Below are 19,012 nucleotides of genomic sequence, written 5' to 3'. Positions count from 1 at the left end.
CCTGATTCCGCTCACTCGTCCGGGTGGTGGTCGGGGAGAGCGGGGTGGGGTTCCGGGGAACGCCTGTCGGCTCCCTCCGGGGTCGCCAGGATGAACACATGAGTCATGGTGAGGTGAGCCCGGGCCGCAGCCGGCCGGTCGTGGTGAGGCCCCCGGACGGCCCCGTCGAGGCGGTCATGGAGGCCGATGCGCTCGACGCGATGTCGGACGTCGATGTGATGCTGGTACGGGGCCCGCTGTTCGGCGTCGCGGCGCAGAGCCCCGAGGACGCACCCCGGTGGCGGGTGGTCGTCCCGGTGACGGCGAGCAGCCCCCAGGAGGCCCGCGACAGCCTCAACTCCTGGCTGTGGTTCCGGGCGAAGGACGAGGCCCGCACCAGGGAGGAACGCCGCGCCCTGCTGGCCGGCGTCGCCGTTCTGGAGAAGGAGCCGGTCGACGAACTCACCGTCCAGGACACCCGCTACCGCGTCGTCCGCGCCGAGGAGTACGCGGGCAGCGGACGCGACGGCATCGAACAGCCCCGCGCCACCGACCCCGAACCCGCCGTCCCCGACTGGGAGCGCAGCGTCCGCGACCGCATCGACGACCAGCTGCTGCTGGACCCGCAGGAGCCGGTCACCCCCGCCCTGGCCGCCGAACGCCTGGCCCTGCGCGCGCTCGTCTACGCCGGATCCCGCTTCCCCGAGGAGGTCTGCCGCGACTCCCGGCTGATCCGCGAGAGCCACCCCGATGTCCTGCTGCTGCCGCCCGCCTTCCGGGTCGTGGAGAAGGACGGCATCGGCTGGAAGACGGGCAGCGCCCTGCACGCCAGCGCCCACGAGGCCCGCAAGACCCTGGACTTCTCCCTGACCTGGTTCGAGCCACGCCAGCAGGGCCTCATCCCCTGGGACCTGCCCGACCGGACCGTCGACGCCCGCGCGGTGGCCGCCGAGAGCGACGAGGCCACCGCCGCCGAACTCGCCGAGTACATCCGCGCCGCCGACCGCCTGCGGACCGAACGCGCCAACCAGATCGAGGTGCACGGCACCGTCCACCGCATCTGCCGCGCCCGCCGCCTGCTCCGCTGGGGACCGGACGGCCCCGAGGGCCCGCGCCCGTCCGACACCGACAGCCATCTCCCCGACAAGCTGCACCCGTTCCTCGACGAGGACGGCGTCGTCCACTTCGACCACGACGACGGCGACGGGGCCTGACGGCGATCCGCGGGGCGGCGCCCTTCTTGCGCCGCCCCGCCCCGTATCACGCCTTGCGTGCGAGCCCGCCGACGATGAGCTGTTCCCAGACGGTCAGTTCGGCCTCCGCCGCCGGTCGTAGACCCGGGCAATGCCCGGCTTCGACTGGTCCACGCCGGGACAGCCCTCGGTCATCACAACTGCCTTTCCGGCAGCGGAAGATGTCCGGTAGTCATGGCAAGAGGGCCCGAATCAGCCGGTGGAGGAGCGGCGGTGCAGGTCAGGGAAGGACCGGCGAACTCGTCGCCACGCCCCGACGACCGGTCCGCTCCCGGCGGACGGCGCAGCGGAAGGGTGCCGATATCCCGTTGATCACCGCGCCCCGGCTCCGTACGCTCGCCCGATGGCGTATGACGATGACCTCCCCACCCTGGAACTGGCCTTCCCCGGCCCGGAGCGCGACCGCGGTGTGGCCGCGATCCGCAACGGCGAAAAGACCGCACTCACCGGCCTGTTGGAGATCTACGCGCATGCCGGCGAGGACGTTCCGCGGGCCGGACAGCGCTTCGCGGTCCTCGATTCCGCGGCCCGCCCGGCCGTCACCATCGAGCTGACCGACGTCCGTGTCGTCCCCATGAAGGAGATCGACGACGCCTTCGCCCGAGCCGAGGGCCGCGGCTACGCCGACGCGGCGCAGTGGCGCACCGCCCACGAGGAATTCTTCCGCGGCGCGGGCGTGAGCGAGTTCCTGGGCCGCACCCCCGTCATCGACGGGGACACCCTCGTCGTCGCCCAGAGCTTCCGGGTGGTCGGTCCGGAGGAGCCGCGCGACGGGTGACCGGCACTCCGCGCCGGCGGCATGCGGCTGTCACCGGCCCGGCCCGCACTCCCGGACCGCTCCCCGCGAGGGGGAGCCAGGTCCGGGAGGGGATGGCGAGGTTCAGGCGGGCGTGGGGGAGGCCGCGGACTGCTTCGTCCAGAGCATCACGACGGCCGCCAGACCGGCCACGCAGGGCACGACACCGGCCACGGTCATCATGAGGGGGTGCGGCTGGCTGAAGTTGTATCCGGCCAGCACGGAACCCAGCACCACGGCCGCGGCCCCGACGCCGCGCACCCAGCGGCGACCGCGCCGCAGCGCCCACGCCATCGTCGTGAACAGGGCGGCGCCGAGCACGGCGAGGGTGAACAGGTAGGTGAGGATGCTGGACTCCGCCATCTTGATGTCGGCGGCGCTGCGCTCGGGGTAGACGTGCTGGAGCTGCGCGGCGAGGCCGCCGCCCGTGGCCTGGTCGATCACGATGGCGCCCGCGGAGGCGACGGCCAGGACGGCGGCGGTGTAGAGGACGCGGCCGGCCGGGCGGGCGGAGGCGGGAAGCTGCTGGTCGGACATCGGGTTCTCCTGGGAGACGATCCGGAAGTAACGAGGAGAGTTGGGATACAGTGTCTCAAGTCTCAATTAGGAGAGTAGAGGGCCGGATGTCGAACGAGCAACCTCCGACCGGAGTGGTCCGGCGCCGCCGGCGCCTCAGCGATGCCGAGACCGCCCAGCGCATGCTGGATGCCGCGGTGGCGACGGTGGAGCACACCGGCCTGACCGTGAGCCTGGACCATCTGAGCTTCGAGGACGTCATCCGCGACGCCGGCGTGGCCCGCAGCGCCGTCTACCGCCGCTGGCCGTACAAGGACCTCTTCTTCAGCGACCTGCTCAAGGAACTGGCCCGGCGCGCCCCCGCGGCGGCCGGCGCCGACGGCCAGGTCGGCGAGGCGGCCGTCCGTCGACTGGCCCGTGAACGCCTCGACCAGCTCACCACCGCCCAGGGACGGCGCGAGCTGTGCGTGGAACTGCTCCGGCTGGGCGCGCTACGCGACTTCGAGGCGATGCGCACCTCCACGCAGTGGCGCACCTACATCGCGCTGCACGCCACCTTCCTCGGCCTGACCGACGACGACCTGCGGCGCGAGGTCCGCTCCGCGCTCGCCGCCGCCGAACACGGCCTCACCGACCGGATCGCCCGCTCCTACCGGGAGCTGGCCGACCTCCTCGGGATGCGCCTGCGGCCGGACCTCCACACCACCTTCGAGGAGTTGGCCACCCAGCTCAACGCCACCATGCGCGGCTTCGTCCTCACCTCCCTCGCCCGCCCGGAACTGGCCGAAACGCAGCGGCGACCCGGCGCGTTCGGGATGGCCGACGAGGTCGAATGGTCCCAGCCCGCCCTGGGCGTCGCCGCGACCGCCCTGTCCTTCCTCGAACCCGACCCCGAGGTCACCTGGGACGCCGCCCGCCTGGCCCGGATACGGGAGACGCTCTAGCGGCGCGATCCCCGCGGACGGTGCGAGGCCCGGCAGCCCGGGGCAGCGCGTCACATGGAGAGTTCGGTGACCGGTGCGGGCGTCGCGTGGGGGATGCCCCAGCGCTCGTGGGCGATCCGCGCGGCCAGGGCGGCCTGTTGACGCCCCTGGGCGCCCTGGCCGAGGAGGGCGGCGGCCTGCTGGGGTGAGGCGAGCAGCCGGGCGAAGTGCCGGCCGGTGGCGGGGTCCGCCGAGGCCGGTCCGACGGCGGTCACCGGTGCGGCCAGCCGGAGCCGGGCGCACTCCCCGATCCCTCCGTAGACCGCGCCGGTCGCGTCGTGGACCCATCCCAGCCGTGCGATCTCACCGACCGTCAGCCGGGCCTCCTCCTCGGCCTCCCGCCGCAAGGTGTCCTCGGGGGAGCCGTCGGAGGCTTCGACGGTGCCGCCGGGGAGCATCGGACGCCGCTTCCCGGGATCGGCGACGACCACCACCCGGCCGTCGGGCACGAACAACCAGCCCCACGCCTGGACCACCGGCATGCCCGCCGGGACGGCGCCGGTGTGCCACGGCCAGTCGTGCCCGGGGCGGAGCCGCGGCAGCAGCTGATGACGGTCCAGCGGCGGCACCACTCCCGCGTGCCGTCCGGAGGCGAGCTCCGCGGTCGTCCCCGACAGCTGTGCGCGCAGGGCGGCCCGCACGATCTCGGCGTCCACCGGAATCATGCGCTCCGCGGCGTCGTCGGCGTCGAGAAAGGCGAAGTCCGCCAGTTCGTCGGCGGGCAGGCGCAGCGCGGCGATGTCCGGCGCGGTGAGGACGCCGCCGTCGTACACGTACCGGACCTCCCCGGGAAACGGCAGGTCGCGCGCGACATCCGGATGGCCCGGCGGAAGGAAGTGGGTGGCCAGGAGCCTGCCGGGACGGCGTACGAGCCCCAACTCCTCGGCCACCTCACGGGCCGCGGCCGCCGCGGGGCTCTCACCGGAATCCACCGCACCCCCGGCCAGCAGCCACTCCCGGCGGTACACCGGCTTGACCAGCAGGATCCGGCCGAGCACATCGGTGAACAGTACGGAGGTGCCGAGCCACACCGCATGCCGTGACCGCGCGTACTCCGCCTGCGTCATCCGTGGGTGCTCGGGGACGCGTTCCGGGACCGGGCGAGGATCGCTCATCGTGCTCCTTCGTCGTACGCGGGGATTTCCGCAGGGGCCGCCGGCCTACGAGGGGTGGGTGCCGGGGTGGTCCGCCGCGGGGGCGCCACCGGCGGGTGCGGCCGGATCGGGGAGGAAGTTGGCGGTCTTGAGGGCCAGTTGGCGGCGCAGGTACTCCTCGGCGTCATCCGGACGCATCCGCTTCAGCGTGACCAGAGCGGTGATCACCACATCCGCGACCTCGGCGTGCACCTCGTCCCAGGAGACGGGCTCCTTACGGGGGTTGGTGCCGCGTGCCCCGATCACCGCCTGGGCGGCCTCACCGGTCTCCTCCGAGATCTTCAGCACCTGCAGCGTCCACTGCTCGACGGCGCTGAGCCCCCGCGCCGTGTCGTGCGCCGTGAACCGCCGGGCGAGCCGGTCGACGGTCGCCTCCAGGAAGCCGGCCGAGGGCTCCGCGGGACACGGCGAACCGCCGGTCGCCTCGCCCTGGCCAGGAGCGTCTGCCGTCCGCGTTGCTTCCCTCATGCCGTCGCCTCTCCTCGTACCTGCCGCGCTGTCCGGACGCGCCGCAGACGACGACCGGGCGGACGGGAGACCCGGAACCGCCGGCCGACGCGTCTCCGGGAGGAGGTCACGCGACGCCGAAGAACACACTGCCCGCTCCTCCGAGGTGAGGGGAGCGGATGTACGCATCGATCGCGCGGATCAGGTCGTCCGCGCCGAGGCGGCCGTCGCCGTCGCCGTCCAGCCGGCCCAGCACGCGTGAGACGTCGCCGCCGAGATCCCATATGTCGAGGTACCGCCGCAGCTCCCGCTCACCGATGGAGCCGGCACGGTCGACATCGATGACCGTGAACATCGCCGTCCCGAAGGCCGCGACCGGCAGGGGCGGATCCGGTTCAGTGGCGAGCGCCCCGGCAGCGGTGCGGTGCTGTGCGCGGGACAGCCTGCCGCCGGTCTTCGCATGACGCCGCAGACCGGCCCAGTACTCCCGGTGGAAGTGCTCCAGATCCTTCGCCTCGGCGGAGTCCGCGTCGAGTCCGTAGGCGGTGCGGCAGCGCTCGGCGATCCGCAGCTGGTCGTCCTCGCTGATGTAGCCGTCGCCATCGGTGTCGGTGGCGTCGAACAGGCGGTCCAGGCTGCGGACGCGGTGGAGGACGTGGTCGGGCGGGGGGCCGGCGGTCGCGGCCAGGTGCTCCCGGAGCTGGGCGTGGCGGAACTGGTAGACCGCGCCGACCTTGCGCAGGATGTTGCGCTCCCAGGCATCCTGCAGGAACGCGTCCAGGTCCCGGGGCAACCACCCCGACAGGGGCAGCCAGATCTGGGCCAGGACCACCCAGCGCCCCCAGGCGGTCATGGTGCCGACCCCGAGCGCGGTCATGGATCCGGCCACCAGCCCGGCCGCGATACCGTCCAGGGCGCTGTGCGACAACGCTCCGAACAGGACCCCCCACCCGGTCCCGATCACCAGACCGACGGTGAGCAACTGCGTGAGAACGGTGGCACGGTTCGTGTTCAACAGGTCCGGCGGGCAGGCGCTCTCCTCTCTCGGGATGGCGGTTTCGAACCCGGCCCCGAGCGCGGCGATGAGCCCCAGCACACCCCCCAGGCCGATTCCCGCCGCGAGCAGCATCGCCGAATTCAGCGCGATCAGGGGGCCGGGATACCGTTGGAAGACCGCAATCGCCGCGCCCCCGAGCGCCCACAGAACTCCGAACAGGAGGCCACCGGCGAGCCCGCCCATGACTCTGGGGCAGAAGCTTTCCCGCAGCCTTTTCCCCGTCCCGTTCCTCGTCCAGCCGTGCAGCCTGATCTCCATGAGCGACGGTTCGAACGCCGGGCCGCCGACCTTCATCCTGCTGACGAACCCGTGCATGAGAGCGAAGGTCAGGCCCAACGCGAGCCCGTTCGCCGGGCCGGTGACGCCGGCCGTCATGAGTCCGTCCAGAGGCCCGTACAGGAGCAGGCTCTCGGCCCCGTAGACGAGCCCGGCCACGAGTCCGCAGACGACGCCGACCGTGACCCCGACCCGCAGCATGAGCCGGCGCGGTCGCACGGTGGTCCCCAGCCGCCACCATTCGATGTCGGGTGTGCCGAGTTCCGTCAGATGCGCGGCGAGGTAGCCGAGCCATTGCTGAGCGCGTTCGGGATCCCGGCGCCGTGTGGACCCCTCGCCGAGAAAACGCTCGTAGGCGGTGGGGATGAAGGTTTCCAGGAGGTGTTTCTCCAGAGCTTCCCGGGTGCCGAATGTCTCGTCGTCCAGCAGGTCCGCAGGGTCGAGATCGGATTCGTGGACGAAGCGGGCAAGCGTGACCATCAAGGGGGTGGTCAGCACGGAGGCGAGACGGGCGCCGGCCGGGCTGTGCTGCCGGCTGCGCAATTCGCGCAGAACGGGAGCCCACCCGGTCCGGGACGCGGAGTCCGTATCGTCGGGGAGCGTGGCATCGGTGGCGTTCTGCAGGTACGTGACGGCGTCGTCCAAGGTGACGTCGGCCAATTCGACGGCGATGGCGTAGGGAACCACCTTGGTTTCTTTCCTGGCAGCTTCGATTTCGGCGCGGCGGCTGGTCACGATCAGCGGCAAGAGGCAGCTGTTGAGTTCCTTCAGCGCCTTTTCGCGCCAACCGATGGCGATCTCGTCGAAACCGTCCAGGATCGGCAGCACGCACTTCTTGCTCACCAGCACCTCGGCCCACGTCTTGTTGCCGGGGTCCCTCTCGGCGAGAAAGGTGTGGTCCCGCTCCATCCGGCCGATCAACCAGGACCGCAGCGATATGGCGCCGGGGTCCCACGATCCGAGGCTGAAGATCACCGGCACCGGCGCGGGTTGACCGGGGTGGGAATGGCGCGCGTCCAGGTGGGCCAGTGCGAAACGCAGCGCCAGGGCGCTCTTCCCCGAGCCTTCTCGACCCAGCACCGCCAGCCAGCGGGAATCCGCCTGCTGCAGGACGGCTGTGAGGTCCAGTGAAGGAGTGGACGTCGTCCCGGCCGGGTCGTTGCGGATGCCTTCACGGAACGACGCCTTCCCCAGCGCCAGTCGCCAGCGCACGGGCAGATCCCTGTCCAGCAGCCGCAGTTGTTCCACCTCGTTCTGCAGGCGCATCCGGACATGGTCCGCGAGCAGATCAGCCCTGCCGGTCAACTCGCTGTCAACGGAGCGTTCCTTGGCGCGCACCGCGGGTACGAGCCGTTCGACCAGACCGGCGAGTGCATCCTTGGCGGAGAACTCCGCAGGGAATTGCACGATGACATTGCGGTCGCCCCTGACGACAATGCCCGAGTTGACCCCGATCTTGATCAGCTCTTGGCCGGCCGGCAGCGGAGCGTCGATCTCCGTCACCGGAGGCACCTCCCTCTTCTTCTTCGTGTGCATGGCCCGGTGGTCCTCGCTGCTCCCCACCGCCCGGCAGGCAGGCGCCTTCCTGCGCCCACCTGCCGCTTCGCCGCCCCCTCCGTCACGCAGAGGGTGGCCGTACCCCTACGGCTGCCGGACGTATGCGGTGCTGGACTGCCCGTCGGTCACGGCACCGGCGTCCGCACTCTCCGGCAGGACCGGCAGCCGACCGTCCGCCTCGGCGCCACCGCACTCCCGCGCAACGACCCCCTGGTGGTGGGGCTGGTAGGGAAAATGACGGCCCATCAGTAGATTTCGTCCTTCGGTGACCCTCCGTTCCGCGCCGCCGTGTGAGGCGGCCCCGTCGCCGTGCCCGCGACGCCGAGGGGCGGCAGCCGTCAAGCCCCTTCTGTGGTGACCGGCATCGGTGCGTCCGTCCTTGGCGCCTTCCACGGGCGGGCCCGGTCGCGGCGCGAGGGGGCGCTGCACTTCTCCGTCGCCACCGGGACGCCCGTGGTTCCTGCGCCGCACACCGAGGCCGAAGGCGGCGGCGCAAGCCGCGAGGAGGCCCACGGCCGGCAGGACGAGATCCCTGAGGCGCTGTCCGTCGGTCGAGGTCTTACCGGCGGGCGCAGGCACGGCCGCCCCCGGCGCCGCATGGGCGGGGACCGTCACCGTCGGCACGCCGGGCACGGCAGGGGGCGGGTTGCCCGGCGCGGGCGCACCGTGGGCTGTGGGGGCGGCGCCCACCGATCCGGCCGCCGGCCCGGGGGCGGCGGCACCGGCTGGTGCGGTCGTCGGTGCGGTGGCCGGGGCGCCCGCCGATCCGGTCGTCGGCCGGGGAGCCGCGGAGGTCCCCGAGCCGGTCGAGGGGTGCGGAGTGGCGGAGGCGCCCGAGCCCGGCTCGGTGACGTCGAAGGAGGTCACGACAGTGCTCTGACCGGCGTTCAGGGTGCACGGCGCGTCGCCCGTCAGCCACATGTTGCCGTTCCTCGCGGCGAGGTGGAGCAGGAGGTCGCCCGCGGTGACCGTGCCCTTGCCCGGATGGCGGAAGGTGGGGGCGGTCACCTCGGCGGTGGCCTTGACGCTGAACGGGCCGGATGCGGGGGCGTTGGTCGTGGCCAGTTGGAAGGGGACCGCGAGGTCGACGTCGTTCCGCGGCGCGGACACATGGGCCCTCGCGTCCGCCGTGCCCCCGAGGGACTTCATACCGGCCTTGGCGAGCCACTCCGTGAAACTCGCGTCCACCTTCGCCACCGCCTTGACGGCGATCGTCCTGCTGGGTGCGCCTACGCGGACCGACTTCGGGATGTCCGTGTGGATCTCCACCGTCAACGGCTGACTGCCGATCATGGGAGACGTACACGTATAGGCGAACGTGTGCGAAAGCGGTTGCGCAGAAGCCGCTCCGGCTCCGATGAAACCCACCATCCCGCTTGTCGCTGTCGAAACCGTGGCGGCCGCAAGGATGATCTTCATCCTTGACCTGCCACACCTGATGTTCATGAGTAATCCCCCGTTCGCTGTGCGGACGTGCAGATGTGCGATTACGGAACGGCTCTCTCTTTTTCTGAAACGGAGCGTGCTGCCCGGATTTCCGGTGCCCGTGCCGGATCTTCGGCACCCGGTCGATTCCGATCAGCGGGGCATACAAGGTTACTTGGAAGACGCGACGTACGCGGCTCCGGTTGCGTGAGAACCTGGCGCACTGCTCGGAATGCTCCAAAATGCCGTGACGGAGCCGTCTTTGAGGAATCTTCTTCCCGCTGAAAGAAGATCAGGAACTGCGAATCCGGGTCTGTCTACGGATACCGGTCAGTAATTCTCAGCCGCAGCGGAGAACGGCCGGGCGTGTCGCGGGAGAGGGCGGAGAGAAGCATCGGGTACAGGTCGCCCGACGGCGCCCGGTTGTTCCGCCCAGCTCCTCCGGCGCGATGGCCGGAGCGAGGCGCGGTGACCGGTCGAAGCCCGCTCCGGGGAGCGGGCTTCGGGTCAGTGCTGCGGATGGGGGCGTGGGTGGAACACCGACCGCCGGTGCCTGGTGGGAGTGTCCTTGGGGGCACGTCCGACGGCGATGCGCAGGCGGATGGCGTTGATCACCTCGGTGACGCCCAGGACGATGGCCATGATGCCGGTCACCAGTGCGAGCGCGGCGATCGAGCCGAACGGCGAGACGATCATCACGATGCCCGCGAGCAGGGTGATGATGCCCAGGAAGAGCTGCCAGCCCCGGGCGGGCGCCTCACGGGCCGAGCCGGCGGCCGCGGTCATCATGATGCCGCGCACCAGCCAGCCGAAGCCGATCCAGAGGGCGAGCAGCAGAATCGACTGCAGGGTGCCCCGGAAACAGATGAGTCCGAGGAGCACGCTGAGCGCACCGGTGATGAAATGCAGCGCCCGCAGATGCCCGGGTACATGTGCGCCGAAGGCGCCGGCCAGTTGGAAGACGCCGCTGACCAACAGGTAGACGCCGAAGGCGATGCCGACGACGAGCAAGGTCTTGCCCGGCCAGACCAGGATGATCACACCCAGGGCGATCGACGCCAGACCGATGGTGAACAGGGCCTGCCAGCCGAGATTGGACAGGATGCCCAGGGGATTGCTCTCCGCGGAGGCTTCCGGGGCTTGCGGCGGGCCGTCGTCCGAGGCCGCGGAGGGGTTCGTCATACCTGCCACCTCTCTCATGGGACAGCACGGTCGGATACGGACCTTTCCATCGTCACCCCAACGACCGCGTCCCGCTTGGGGAGCGCACGGCGCCTCCGGGGAGCCGTCCGGCCTGCGGCGACGCGGGTCCCCTGCCCGGTCGCCCAGCCCCGGGGACCGTCCCGGGTGGGCCGGGACGGCACGGGGCGGGAAAACTCCCGTCCCGTGCGTGGTTGCCCGGGCGGCGGGGACCGGCAACTTGGTGCGCGTCGGAGGGCTGTGATCGCATGGCGGCGATGCTCTCCGACGAACCCTCTGCACACTCCACGCCGCGGATACCGGGCAGCCGCCCCGCCCGGGACGGCACGGAGCCGGACACCGAGCCCTCCCGGTCCCATGACGCCGGCGCCGACCCGGGCGGCGCTCCCGCCGTCACCGACAGCGTCCCCGCCGTCACCGGCAGCGGTACCGGTACCGCGGAATCCGCCACCGCCCCGGCCTCCGCCACGGCCGGCGAAGCCACGGCCGCCGCCACGCCCGCCGACGACGGGAAGGAACCCCCGCGGTCCGGGCGGCGCAACCGCCGGATCGTACGGCGGACCGTGAAGACGGCCGTCGCGCTCGCCGTCGTCCTCGCGTTTCTGGCGCTCGGTGACCGGTGGGCCGTGCTCTACGCGGAGAACGTGGCGGCGCAGCAGGTCCAGAAGGCGCTGAAGCTGCACGCCGCGCCCGAGGTGCACATCGACAGCTTCCCGTTCCTCGGACAGGTGCTCGCCGGCGACATCGACCACGTCGAGGTCAACGTGCCCGATGTCGACGCCGGCCCGGTCTCCGTCGCCCAGGTCAAGGGGACGGTGGACGGTATCCGGATCGTCGGCAGCCTGCCGTCCTCGGTCACGGGGGCGGTCCTGAGCCGGGTGCGCGGTGACCTCCTGCTGGACTTCAAGGACCTGAACCGCGAGGTCGGCGCCTCGCAGATCACCTTGGCGCCCGGCCCGGGGAACACGGTGCTGGCCTCCGGCGAACTGCCGGTGGGCGACAAGCAGGCCCGGATCCGGGGGAAGGCACGCCTGGAGCGCACCGGGGACCGCGGTCTGCGGATGACCGTCCAGGACACCCGCGTGGTCGTGCCCGGCCTGCTCACATACGTACCGGGCAAGGGCGGTGGCCTCCAGCTGACCGCGCCCGTCGCCGACCGGATGGACGAGGACGAGCTCCGGCAGGCGACCGGGGAGCACGTCAGTCCGCGGCAGATGCTGACCGGCCGGATGGTCGACACGCTCGTGGACCATCCGTCGCTGCTCGAACCCACCGGTATCGACCCCGCACTGATCAAGGGGCTGCGGAAGCTCCGGGAACCGAAGGTCGCCCAGCAGATGGAGTTCTCGGCCCGGCTGCCGGACGATCTGCCGGGCGACATCCGGCTGCGCGGCCTCTCCGTGACGAAGGACGGGATCCGCGCCCGGCTGACCGGCACGGACGTGACGGTGGGCTGAGCGGCGGCACCCCACGCGGGAGGACGGCGGCGGCACGGGCGCCGTCCCCGCGCCCGTGCCGCCGCCGTCTCAGCGGAAGACCGACGTGCCGTCGCGGAGCCGGCCGACGACCGCGGCCGGAGCCTTCAGCGGGGAGCCCGCGTCGTAGGGCGGCTGCGGGTCGTACTCGGTCCCGAGCTGGATGGATTGGGCGAACTCGTCGTCGGCCACCTTGCCCAGCAGGGTGAGAGCCATGTCGATACCGGCCGAGACCCCGGCCCCGGTGACGACCTTGCCGTCCACGACGACCCGCTCACCGGTCGGCTCCGCACCGAACGTGGCGAGGGTGTCCAGCGCCAGCCAGTGCGAGGTGGCGCGGCGGCCCCGGAGCAGCCCGGCGGCTCCGAGCAGCAGCGATCCCGTGCAGACCGACGTCGTCCAGGTGCTGGTGGCGGCCGCGGCGCGCAGCCAGCCGAGGAGGGTTTCGTTGCCCATCTGGTCCCGCTGACCGGGGCCGCCGGGCACCACCACGATGTCCGGACGCGGTACCTCGTCGAGCGCCTTCTCCGCGAGCAGGGTGAGGGTGCCCCGGTCGTTGGAGACCGGACCGGGCCGCTCGGCGACGAAAACGGTCTCGGATCCGGGAGTGCGGCAGAGCATCTCGTACGGACCGATCGCGTCCAGCGCGGTGAAGCGGTCGTAGAGGACGATGGCGATCTGCATGGTCTTTCCTTCGTGGGAGGCGAGTTCAGAGGTGAGCGGTGGGCTCGGGGCCGGGCCCCGGGCGCGGGTGGAAGCGCCGGCGGTATTCGGCCGGCGCGGTGTCCAGCGCCTTGACGAAGGCGCGGCGCATGGCCTCCGGCGTGCCGTATCCGCAGACGCGGGAGATCCGTTCCACGCCGTCGGCCGTCTCCTCCAGCAGACGGCGGGCCTGCTCCAGACGGACGCGCTCGACGTACCGGCCCGGCGTCGTCCCCGTCTCCGCGTGGAAGGCCCGCGCGAAGTGCCGGGGGGAGAGACGGGCGCGTTCCGCGAGGCGTTCGACCGACAGATCGGCTTCCGGGTGCTCGGTGATCCACTGCTGGAGCTCCCGCAGCGGCTCCCGACGGGCCGTCTGGACGGCCAGCTGGACGCTGAACTGCGCCTGGTTTCCCGGCCGTCGGAGGAAGACGACCAGATAGCGCGCGATGAGGAGGGCGATGTCCCGGCCGTGATCCTCCTCGACCAGGGCGAGCGCGAGGTCGATGCCCGCGGTGACCCCGGCGGAGGTGGCGATCGGGCCGTCCCGTACGAAGACCGGGTCCGGCTCGACCGTCACCTCCGGGTACTCCTCGGCCAGCTGCGCGCACAGCGCCCAGTGCGTCGTCGCCCGGCGCCCGTCGAGCAGTCCGGCCTCGGCCAGCAGCAGTGCCCCGCTGCACACCGACACCACGCGCTCGGCCCGCCGGGCGTGCTCCCGCAGCCAGTCGATCAGCCCGGGGGCGGGGCTGCGGGAGCCTTCACCGCCCGGGACGAGCAGGGTGTGCGGAGTCCCGGCGTCGGGCAGCGCGCAGTCCGGGGTGATCCGCAGCCCGCTCGATGTGCACACGGGCGCGCCGTCGAGCGAGGCGGTGCGGATCTCGTACGGCTCCTCGCTCGCCCGCCCGGCGCCCGTGAACACCTCCACGGGGCCGGTCACATCGAGGCTCTGCACGCCCTCGAAGAGGACCACCAGCACGGATCGCTGTGTCATGGCTCCATCCTTCGCAGTCCGCACCGCGTCCGCAATGACGAGAACCCCACCCTTCCTGCCACCCGGCCGTCCCGTGGTGGCGTGGCCGCCGCTCAGGCGGTGGACGGGGCGGACGCATCCGCCGGGGGCCCGACCCCGGACCTCGGCGAGCGGCGCGTCCGCGCCCAACGACGCGGCCGCCCGCACCAGTTCGGCCCGGTGCTCGTGCCCCAGGGCCGGTTCGCCGCCGCCCTGCTCTTCCTCGTCGGCGTGGTCAACCTGCTGCCCGGCGTCGTGGCGATCACCCCGTCCCGGATCGGCGCCGCCTACGGGGTCGCCGCCGACGCCGACGGCAGCCCCGACCTGGTCCTGCTGCTCCGTCACCGCGCGGTGCTGCTGGCCCTGGTCGGCACCGGCCTGCTCTGCGCGGCGTTCCTCTCCTCGCTGCGGGTGCCCGCCATGGCCGCCGGCGGGGTCAGCATGGGCACCTTCCTGCTGTTCGCCCGCGTCACCCCCGCGCTCAACGGCGCCACGATGCGGGTCGCCCGGATCGACCTCGCCGCCCTCGTCCGGCTCGCGGTGGCCGCGGGCCTGGTACGTGCGCAGGGCTGAACGGCAGGCGGTCAGCGGGCGGGAAGACCGTCCTGCCCCGACGGTTCCGGGCCCTCGCCCGGCGCTCCGTGTGCAGCGCCGGAGGCAGGCCGGTACCGGGCGGCCCGGCGCAGATGCTCGGCGAGGGCCACGGCCTCCGGCGACGTGGCGCGGTCCTTGACGCCCCAGGCCAGCAGATGGCTCCGACGGGCCCAGGGGTCCTGGAGCGCGCACACGTCGAGGGGCTGCCGGGGATCGACGGCGCGCCGCGGTACGACGGCGAGCCCGGCGCCGGCGGCCGCGAGGGAGACGAGGACGCCCAGGTCGGCGACGGTGGTGCGGTGGCGCACCACCGGGGCGTGCGGCCCGAGGCGCTTCTCGATCCAGCGGCGCAGGGAGGAGCCGGCGTCCAGCCCGACGAGGGGATGCTCGGCGACCTCGCTGTAGGTCAGCGCGGTCCGGCCGCTGAGGACCCCGCCGACCTGACCGATCACGACGAGGGAGTCGTCGCCGAGCGGCTCCGTGCGCAGCCCGCGGTCACCGGCCTCGTCATCGATGACCACCCCCAGCTCCGCCTCACCGTCGGCCAGCCGCCGCACGGTCTGCGGGGTGCGGCTCTCGGACACCGTGACATCGGTGTCCGGGTGGGCGCGGAGGAAGGAGGTCAGGGCCCGCGGCACCAACCCGTGCATCGCGGAGCCGCCGCCCAGCAGGGTCAGCGGAGCGGTCGCGGGCCGCGTGTAACTCGCCACGGCGCTTTCGAGCCGCGCGGTCCGGTCGAGCACATCGCGCGCATGGCGGGCCAGCGCCGTCCCCGCCGGAGTCGGACGAACGCCCCGGCGGCCGCGGACCAGCAGCGCCACACCCGCGTGGTGCTCCAGCGCACGCACCCGGGCGCTGGCCGAGGGCAGGCTCAGAGGCATCCGCCGCGCCCCCGCCGTGATCGAACCCTCCGTGACGATGTGGAGGAAGAGCCGCAGATCGTCCAAGTCGTAGCGCACCCGCTCAGACTATGGCGCAGCCGAAGCCTACGTCTGCGGATTCCGCATTGTGGAACCGTTCGGCCGGGGCCGATGCTCGGCGTATGAGTGAGTTCTTCCCTGTCCTGCTGGCGGGCGTGGCCGCCGGAGCCCTGAACGCCATCGGGGGCGGCGGGACCTTCGTGGCGCTGCCCGCGCTGGTCGCCTTCGGCCTGCCGCCGGTGGCGGCGAACGCGGTGTCGCGGGTGGCCCTCGTGCCCGGCGCGGTCGTCAGCGCCTGGGTGTACCGGCGTGACCTGACCCCCGTCGGACCCACCTCCCTCAGGGCGTTGACGGCGGTCAGCGTGATCGGGGGCGGCGTCGGCGCGGGACTGCTGCTGGCGCTGCCCGCCTCGTCGTTCGACGCCGCGGCGCCGTGGCTGCTCGCCTTCGCCACGGTGACCCTCGCCGTCGGCCGCCCCCTCTCCCGGGCACTGACCGGCGCGCTGGGCCGCCCGGTCGGCATGAGTGGACGGGCCGTCCTGATCGGACAGTTCTTCCTCGCCGTGTACGGCGGATACTTCGGCGGAGCCGTAGGCATCCTGATGCTCGCCCTGTGGAGCATCGGCCTCGGCCTGGACGCCGCGGTCGGCAATCCGATGCGTATCGTCCAACTGGCGGCCGTCTACCTCAGCGCCACCGCGCTCTTCCTCCTCGCCTCGGACGCCCTGAGCGCCCCGTTGCTCCTCACCGCCATGCTCCTCGGCGCCGTGGCCGGAGGCTTCGCCGGCGCCCACCTGGCCCGCCGCCTCCCCGCCCGGCTGCTCCGGGGCGCCCTTCTGGTGACGGCCGTGATCACGACCGTCCTCTACTTCCTGCGCGCCTGACGGTGCGGAGCCGCGGTACGGCCGCCCCGGCCGAACGGGAGGGCGCCGCCGCCGTCGGCGCCACCGTCCACCCCACCGCGGCCGAAGCGGCCCGCGGCGCACGGGGCCGCCGCCGGACGCCGGTGGGAGGCCGTCACCGCCGTCGAGGGCTCCGAGCCGGATTTCGTGGACCTGACCCGCAGAACCACCGCCCGCCGGGAGTTCCGTACCTGAGAGTCCCGCAGCGCGGTGGCACGGATACGGACGCCGAAGAGCGGCACGCCATGTGCCGGGCGGGCGGCCCCGTACGCAGCGGGGCCGCGCGGACCTCTGGCCGGGGCCCCGCCCCCGGGGCCCCGGCCGGAGGAGGGGTCATCCCGCGTGCGGGAAGAGGGCGGTGAAGGAGTCGACGCCCGCGGCGAGGCCGCGGCTGAACGGTGCGTCGAGGTCCCAGACCAGGAACAGCAGGAACGCGATCAGCGCACTGAAGAGACCGGCCATCAGCAGTTCCTTCCCCGACCGCCGGATCTGCAGGGTGAAGATCAGGCCGACGGTCACGACGCCGCCGCTGATCAGCCCGAACCACACGACGGCCGGCAGGGCGGTACCGGCCGCGTCCGCCCGCGCGTTGCGCGCCCCGTCCGCCACCGCGACCTGATCGACGAGGGGCTGGTAGGACTGCTCCTCGAAGGTGTCGCGGGGACGGTGGTCGGTGACATCGGCGCGGACCTTCGCGAGCAGGTCGGTGCCCTGCGCGGTGATCTCGCCCTGCTCGGCCATCACCGGCCACTCCTTCCGCACCACGTAGGTGACGTACCGGTCGACGTCGGCACGGATCTGGTCGCGCACCGGCGGGGTGTAGGCCCGCGCCCGCGCGCTGATCTCGTGCAGGGCCTGTGCCTCGGTGCGGACGGTGTCCTCCGCGGTGCCCCGGGCCTCCCAGACCCCGGCGATCGCCAGGCCCAGGACGATCGCGTAGACGACACCCACCATCATCGTCATGTACTCGATGACATCGGGGGTTTCGGACGGGTCGTCGTCCTCGCCGATCCGGCGCTGCTTGAGCACCGTGATGGCCAGGACGACGCCACAGACGGCGGCGGTGGCGATCGCCAGTACCAGCCATTGCGACATGCGTTCTCCTACGAGGAACGGCGCCCGGAAGAACCGGACGTGGAGCGTGAACGGGGGCGGAGCGCGACCCCGGCCAGGACGGCGGGGGTGGTGACCAGCAAGGTCCTGGTCACCATCGAGCTCCCGTGGGTGGGCGTGTGCGCCGCCGCCGCGTAGTCGCGCGGGGCCTCGGGGGAGGCGCTCGGCGACGCGGGGGAGGGCACCGCCGGGGTGGGCCGGTGCGGGTGAGGAGCGGGCGGCGCCGGATGCGGCGGCGCGGGCGGCGGTACGGGCGGGCGCGAGGGCGTCCCGGGCGGGGGGGTCGGGCGCGGGCCGGTCTCCGACGGACGGGGCCGGGGTGTCGGCTCGTGCGAGGGGGTGGGCGTGGGGGTCGGCTCCGTACAGGGGAAATGCCAGTCGGGCGGCATCGGGAAGCCGGTCGGTACGCCGATGGCCGGCCATGCCCCGGCGTACGCACAGCTGTCACCGGAGGAGGCGTACGCCCCGTCGGGGGTGACGGATGCGGTGGAGTCGCCGGAGGTGGCGTGGACGGAGTGCTCGCCGACGTCGGCGTGGACTCCGTGGCGCCCGGAGCCGTGCGTGGCGCCGTGTCCGGTCCGGTGCCCGGTGTCGTGCGTCTGGTCGGCCGCGGCGGGGGAGGTCAGGACCGGCACCGCGGCGAATCCGGTCAGTATCAGGAAGGTGGCGGCGGCGAAACCGGCCACCGGCCGGGGTAATAAGTGGAGTTGGCACACGCACGGAATTCTGCGCACCGCGGCGCCGGTCCGGCCGCGATGATCTGGGGAGTTCCCTCAAATGGTGGGAAAAGCGGATAGTGCGTGTGTCTGGTCGCCCGATGTGTGTAATGGGGCCTCGGCGCGCGTCGGCCCGATGTCCCGGGGAGTGTCCGGAAGACCGTTGGTCCGGCGCGTCGTTCGCGGTGCGCGGAGAGCAACCTGCGGATGCCGGAGGCGTGTTGAGGCACCCTCGTGGTTGCCGGGAGGGTCGAGCGGCGCCCGGCAGCGCTCCGGGGTTGCCGGCCGGCGGTGAGGCAGGGGAAGGCGACGCGTTCCGGCCCCGCGGCCGCGACGGAAAAGGGCCCCTGGGGTGGCGGGTGACCGGTGTGCCAAGGTGGGCGTATGACGTGGAACGGTGACGACTACCAGGCCCGGTTCGACCGGATGGCCGCCGCGGGGGAGGACGTGCACGGTGAGGCCGTGTTCATCCGGGCCTTCGAGCCGGCGAGCGTGCTTGACGCGGGGTGCGGCACGGGGCGGGTGGCCGTGGAGCTGGCCCGGCACGGGATCGAGGTGACGGGGGTGGACGCCGACGCCTCGATGCTGGACACCGCGCGGCGCCGGGCGGCGGAGATCCGTTGGTACCGCCGGGACCTGGTCGGCCTCGATCTGGGACGGACCTTCGACGTCGTGGTGATGGCGGGCAACGTCCCGCTGTTCACGCCGCCCGGGACGGAGGCCGAGCTGGTGGCCGGGGCGGCCCGGCACGTCCGGCCCGGGGGACACCTCGTCGCCGGGTTCTCCCTGGACCGTGGGTACGGTCTCGACGACTACGACGCGCACTGCCGCGCGGCGGGGCTCACGCCGGAGGCCAGGTATGCCACCTGGTCGCGCGAGCCCTACACCGGCGGCCCGTACGCGGTTTCCGTGCACCGCAGGCCCTGACCGGCCGCTGC

At 72.7% G+C, this 19,012-nt stretch carries 18 protein-coding genes; 7 read left to right on the top strand and 11 right to left on the bottom strand.

What is annotated here, in order from left to right:
• The first annotated feature begins 98 nt into the window (after positions 1–98).
• A complete protein-coding gene (locus ACF1BH_RS22365) occupies positions 99–1,193 on the top strand; it encodes a DUF5954 family protein (RefSeq protein WP_391644777.1) in 1,095 nt (364 codons plus the stop codon).
• Between the two features lie 382 nt (positions 1,194–1,575).
• On the top strand, positions 1,576–2,010 hold the full coding sequence (locus ACF1BH_RS22360) for an ASCH domain-containing protein (RefSeq protein WP_391644775.1): 435 nt from the start codon (positions 1,576–1,578) through the stop codon (positions 2,008–2,010).
• Between the two features lie 102 nt (positions 2,011–2,112).
• Here the strand turns inward: ACF1BH_RS22360 and ACF1BH_RS22355 are convergent, their stop codons facing one another.
• Positions 2,113–2,631, bottom strand: a complete 519-nt coding sequence (locus ACF1BH_RS22355; protein ID WP_391644773.1) for a hypothetical protein — start codon at positions 2,629–2,631, stop codon at positions 2,113–2,115.
• 20 nt (positions 2,632–2,651) lie between these two features.
• On the opposite strand from ACF1BH_RS22355, the gene ACF1BH_RS22350 reads away from it, so the two are divergent.
• Positions 2,652–3,488: a TetR/AcrR family transcriptional regulator gene (locus ACF1BH_RS22350; RefSeq protein WP_391644771.1), complete on the top strand. Its 837-nt coding sequence runs from the start codon at positions 2,652–2,654 to the stop codon at positions 3,486–3,488.
• 50 nt (positions 3,489–3,538) lie between these two features.
• On the opposite strand, the gene ACF1BH_RS22345 is transcribed toward ACF1BH_RS22350, so the two are convergent.
• From ACF1BH_RS22345 to ACF1BH_RS22325, 5 genes are all read right to left on the bottom strand, one after another.
• Positions 3,539–4,642: an NUDIX domain-containing protein gene (locus tag ACF1BH_RS22345; RefSeq protein WP_391644769.1), complete on the bottom strand. Its 1,104-nt coding sequence runs from the start codon at positions 4,640–4,642 to the stop codon at positions 3,539–3,541.
• A 45-nt stretch (positions 4,643–4,687) separates the two neighbouring features.
• Positions 4,688–5,149 (bottom strand): MazG-like family protein, encoded by a 462-nt coding sequence (locus ACF1BH_RS22340; protein WP_391644767.1) that lies wholly within the window; start codon positions 5,147–5,149, stop codon positions 4,688–4,690.
• 106 nt (positions 5,150–5,255) lie between these two features.
• Positions 5,256–7,964 carry an XRE family transcriptional regulator gene (locus tag ACF1BH_RS22335; protein ID WP_391644765.1) on the bottom strand — a complete coding sequence of 903 codons (2,709 nt, stop codon included), beginning with the start codon at positions 7,962–7,964 and terminating at the stop codon, positions 5,256–5,258.
• Between the two features lie 138 nt (positions 7,965–8,102).
• Positions 8,103–9,389, bottom strand: a complete 1,287-nt coding sequence (locus tag ACF1BH_RS22330) for a DUF6801 domain-containing protein (RefSeq protein ID WP_391644763.1) — start codon at positions 9,387–9,389, stop codon at positions 8,103–8,105.
• Positions 9,390–9,950: 561 nt separating this feature from the next.
• Positions 9,951–10,625, bottom strand: a complete 675-nt coding sequence (locus ACF1BH_RS22325) for an HdeD family acid-resistance protein (protein WP_391644761.1) — start codon at positions 10,623–10,625, stop codon at positions 9,951–9,953.
• A 266-nt stretch (positions 10,626–10,891) separates the two neighbouring features.
• Here ACF1BH_RS22325 and ACF1BH_RS22320 point away from each other — a divergent pair, with 266 nt between their 5' ends.
• The gene (locus ACF1BH_RS22320) at positions 10,892–12,100 is read left to right on the top strand and encodes a DUF2993 domain-containing protein (protein WP_391644759.1); all 1,209 of its coding nucleotides are present in this window, start codon (positions 10,892–10,894) and stop codon (positions 12,098–12,100) included.
• A gap of 69 nt (positions 12,101–12,169) precedes the next feature.
• Here ACF1BH_RS22320 and ACF1BH_RS22315 read toward each other — a convergent pair whose 3' ends face one another.
• Together ACF1BH_RS22315 and ACF1BH_RS22310 are read right to left on the bottom strand one after the other, a co-directional pair.
• Positions 12,170–12,802: a DJ-1/PfpI family protein gene (locus ACF1BH_RS22315; protein WP_391644757.1), complete on the bottom strand. Its 633-nt coding sequence runs from the start codon at positions 12,800–12,802 to the stop codon at positions 12,170–12,172.
• A 25-nt stretch (positions 12,803–12,827) separates the two neighbouring features.
• The gene (locus ACF1BH_RS22310; RefSeq protein WP_391644755.1) at positions 12,828–13,811 is read right to left on the bottom strand and encodes a GlxA family transcriptional regulator; all 984 of its coding nucleotides are present in this window, start codon (positions 13,809–13,811) and stop codon (positions 12,828–12,830) included.
• An 81-nt stretch (positions 13,812–13,892) separates the two neighbouring features.
• On the opposite strand from ACF1BH_RS22310, the gene ACF1BH_RS22305 reads away from it, so the two are divergent.
• Positions 13,893–14,402 (top strand): hypothetical protein, encoded by a 510-nt coding sequence (locus ACF1BH_RS22305; RefSeq protein ID WP_391644753.1) that lies wholly within the window; start codon positions 13,893–13,895, stop codon positions 14,400–14,402.
• An 11-nt stretch (positions 14,403–14,413) separates the two neighbouring features.
• Here ACF1BH_RS22305 and ACF1BH_RS22300 read toward each other — a convergent pair whose 3' ends face one another.
• Positions 14,414–15,382, bottom strand: coding sequence for a LysR family transcriptional regulator (locus ACF1BH_RS22300; RefSeq protein ID WP_391644751.1), 969 nt, complete (start codon positions 15,380–15,382; stop codon positions 14,414–14,416).
• 83 nt (positions 15,383–15,465) lie between these two features.
• On the opposite strand from ACF1BH_RS22300, the gene ACF1BH_RS22295 reads away from it, so the two are divergent.
• Positions 15,466–16,227: a sulfite exporter TauE/SafE family protein gene (locus ACF1BH_RS22295; protein ID WP_391644749.1), complete on the top strand. Its 762-nt coding sequence runs from the start codon at positions 15,466–15,468 to the stop codon at positions 16,225–16,227.
• A gap of 351 nt (positions 16,228–16,578) precedes the next feature.
• Here ACF1BH_RS22295 and ACF1BH_RS22290 read toward each other — a convergent pair whose 3' ends face one another.
• Together ACF1BH_RS22290 and ACF1BH_RS22285 are read right to left on the bottom strand one after the other, a co-directional pair.
• Positions 16,579–17,340 carry a hypothetical protein gene (locus ACF1BH_RS22290; protein ID WP_391644747.1) on the bottom strand — a complete coding sequence of 254 codons (762 nt, stop codon included), beginning with the start codon at positions 17,338–17,340 and terminating at the stop codon, positions 16,579–16,581.
• Between the two features lie 8 nt (positions 17,341–17,348).
• Entirely contained in the window at positions 17,349–18,074 is a 726-nt protein-coding gene (locus ACF1BH_RS22285; protein WP_391644745.1) for a hypothetical protein, read from the bottom strand.
• A gap of 384 nt (positions 18,075–18,458) precedes the next feature.
• Here ACF1BH_RS22285 and ACF1BH_RS22280 point away from each other — a divergent pair, with 384 nt between their 5' ends.
• The gene (locus ACF1BH_RS22280; protein ID WP_391644743.1) at positions 18,459–19,001 is read left to right on the top strand and encodes a class I SAM-dependent DNA methyltransferase; all 543 of its coding nucleotides are present in this window, start codon (positions 18,459–18,461) and stop codon (positions 18,999–19,001) included.
• Positions 19,002–19,012 lie beyond the last annotated feature (11 nt).

It is taken from the genome of Streptomyces sp. NPDC014733 (assembly GCF_043083385.1).
GTDB lineage: Bacteria > Actinomycetota > Actinomycetes > Streptomycetales > Streptomycetaceae > Streptomyces.
The sequence above is the reverse complement of the archived record's forward strand: the minus strand, read 5'-3'. Positions and strand labels throughout refer to the sequence as shown.

Bases quoted from the DNA above. Each gene is read 5' to 3' on its own strand.
- ACF1BH_RS22280 (WP_391644743.1), top strand. From the start codon at position 18,459: ATGACGTGGAACGGTGACGACTACCAGGCCCGGTTCGACCGGATGGCC.
- ACF1BH_RS22315 (WP_391644757.1), bottom strand. From the start codon at position 12,802: ATGCAGATCGCCATCGTCCTCTACGACCGCTTCACCGCGCTGGACGCG.
- ACF1BH_RS22340 (WP_391644767.1), bottom strand. From the start codon at position 5,149: ATGAGGGAAGCAACGCGGACGGCAGACGCTCCTGGCCAGGGCGAGGCG.
- ACF1BH_RS22330 (WP_391644763.1), bottom strand. From the start codon at position 9,389: ATGGTGGGTTTCATCGGAGCCGGAGCGGCTTCTGCGCAACCGCTTTCG.
- ACF1BH_RS22360 (WP_391644775.1), top strand. From the start codon at position 1,576: ATGGCGTATGACGATGACCTCCCCACCCTGGAACTGGCCTTCCCCGGC.
- ACF1BH_RS22295 (WP_391644749.1), top strand. From the start codon at position 15,466: ATGAGTGAGTTCTTCCCTGTCCTGCTGGCGGGCGTGGCCGCCGGAGCC.
- ACF1BH_RS22365 (WP_391644777.1), top strand. From the start codon at position 99: ATGAGTCATGGTGAGGTGAGCCCGGGCCGCAGCCGGCCGGTCGTGGTG.
- ACF1BH_RS22310 (WP_391644755.1), bottom strand. From the start codon at position 13,811: ATGACACAGCGATCCGTGCTGGTGGTCCTCTTCGAGGGCGTGCAGAGC.
- ACF1BH_RS22350 (WP_391644771.1), top strand. From the start codon at position 2,652: ATGTCGAACGAGCAACCTCCGACCGGAGTGGTCCGGCGCCGCCGGCGC.
- ACF1BH_RS22345 (WP_391644769.1), bottom strand. From the start codon at position 4,642: ATGAGCGATCCTCGCCCGGTCCCGGAACGCGTCCCCGAGCACCCACGG.
- ACF1BH_RS22320 (WP_391644759.1), top strand. From the start codon at position 10,892: ATGGCGGCGATGCTCTCCGACGAACCCTCTGCACACTCCACGCCGCGG.
- ACF1BH_RS22325 (WP_391644761.1), bottom strand. From the start codon at position 10,625: ATGACGAACCCCTCCGCGGCCTCGGACGACGGCCCGCCGCAAGCCCCG.
- ACF1BH_RS22290 (WP_391644747.1), bottom strand. From the start codon at position 17,340: ATGTCGCAATGGCTGGTACTGGCGATCGCCACCGCCGCCGTCTGTGGC.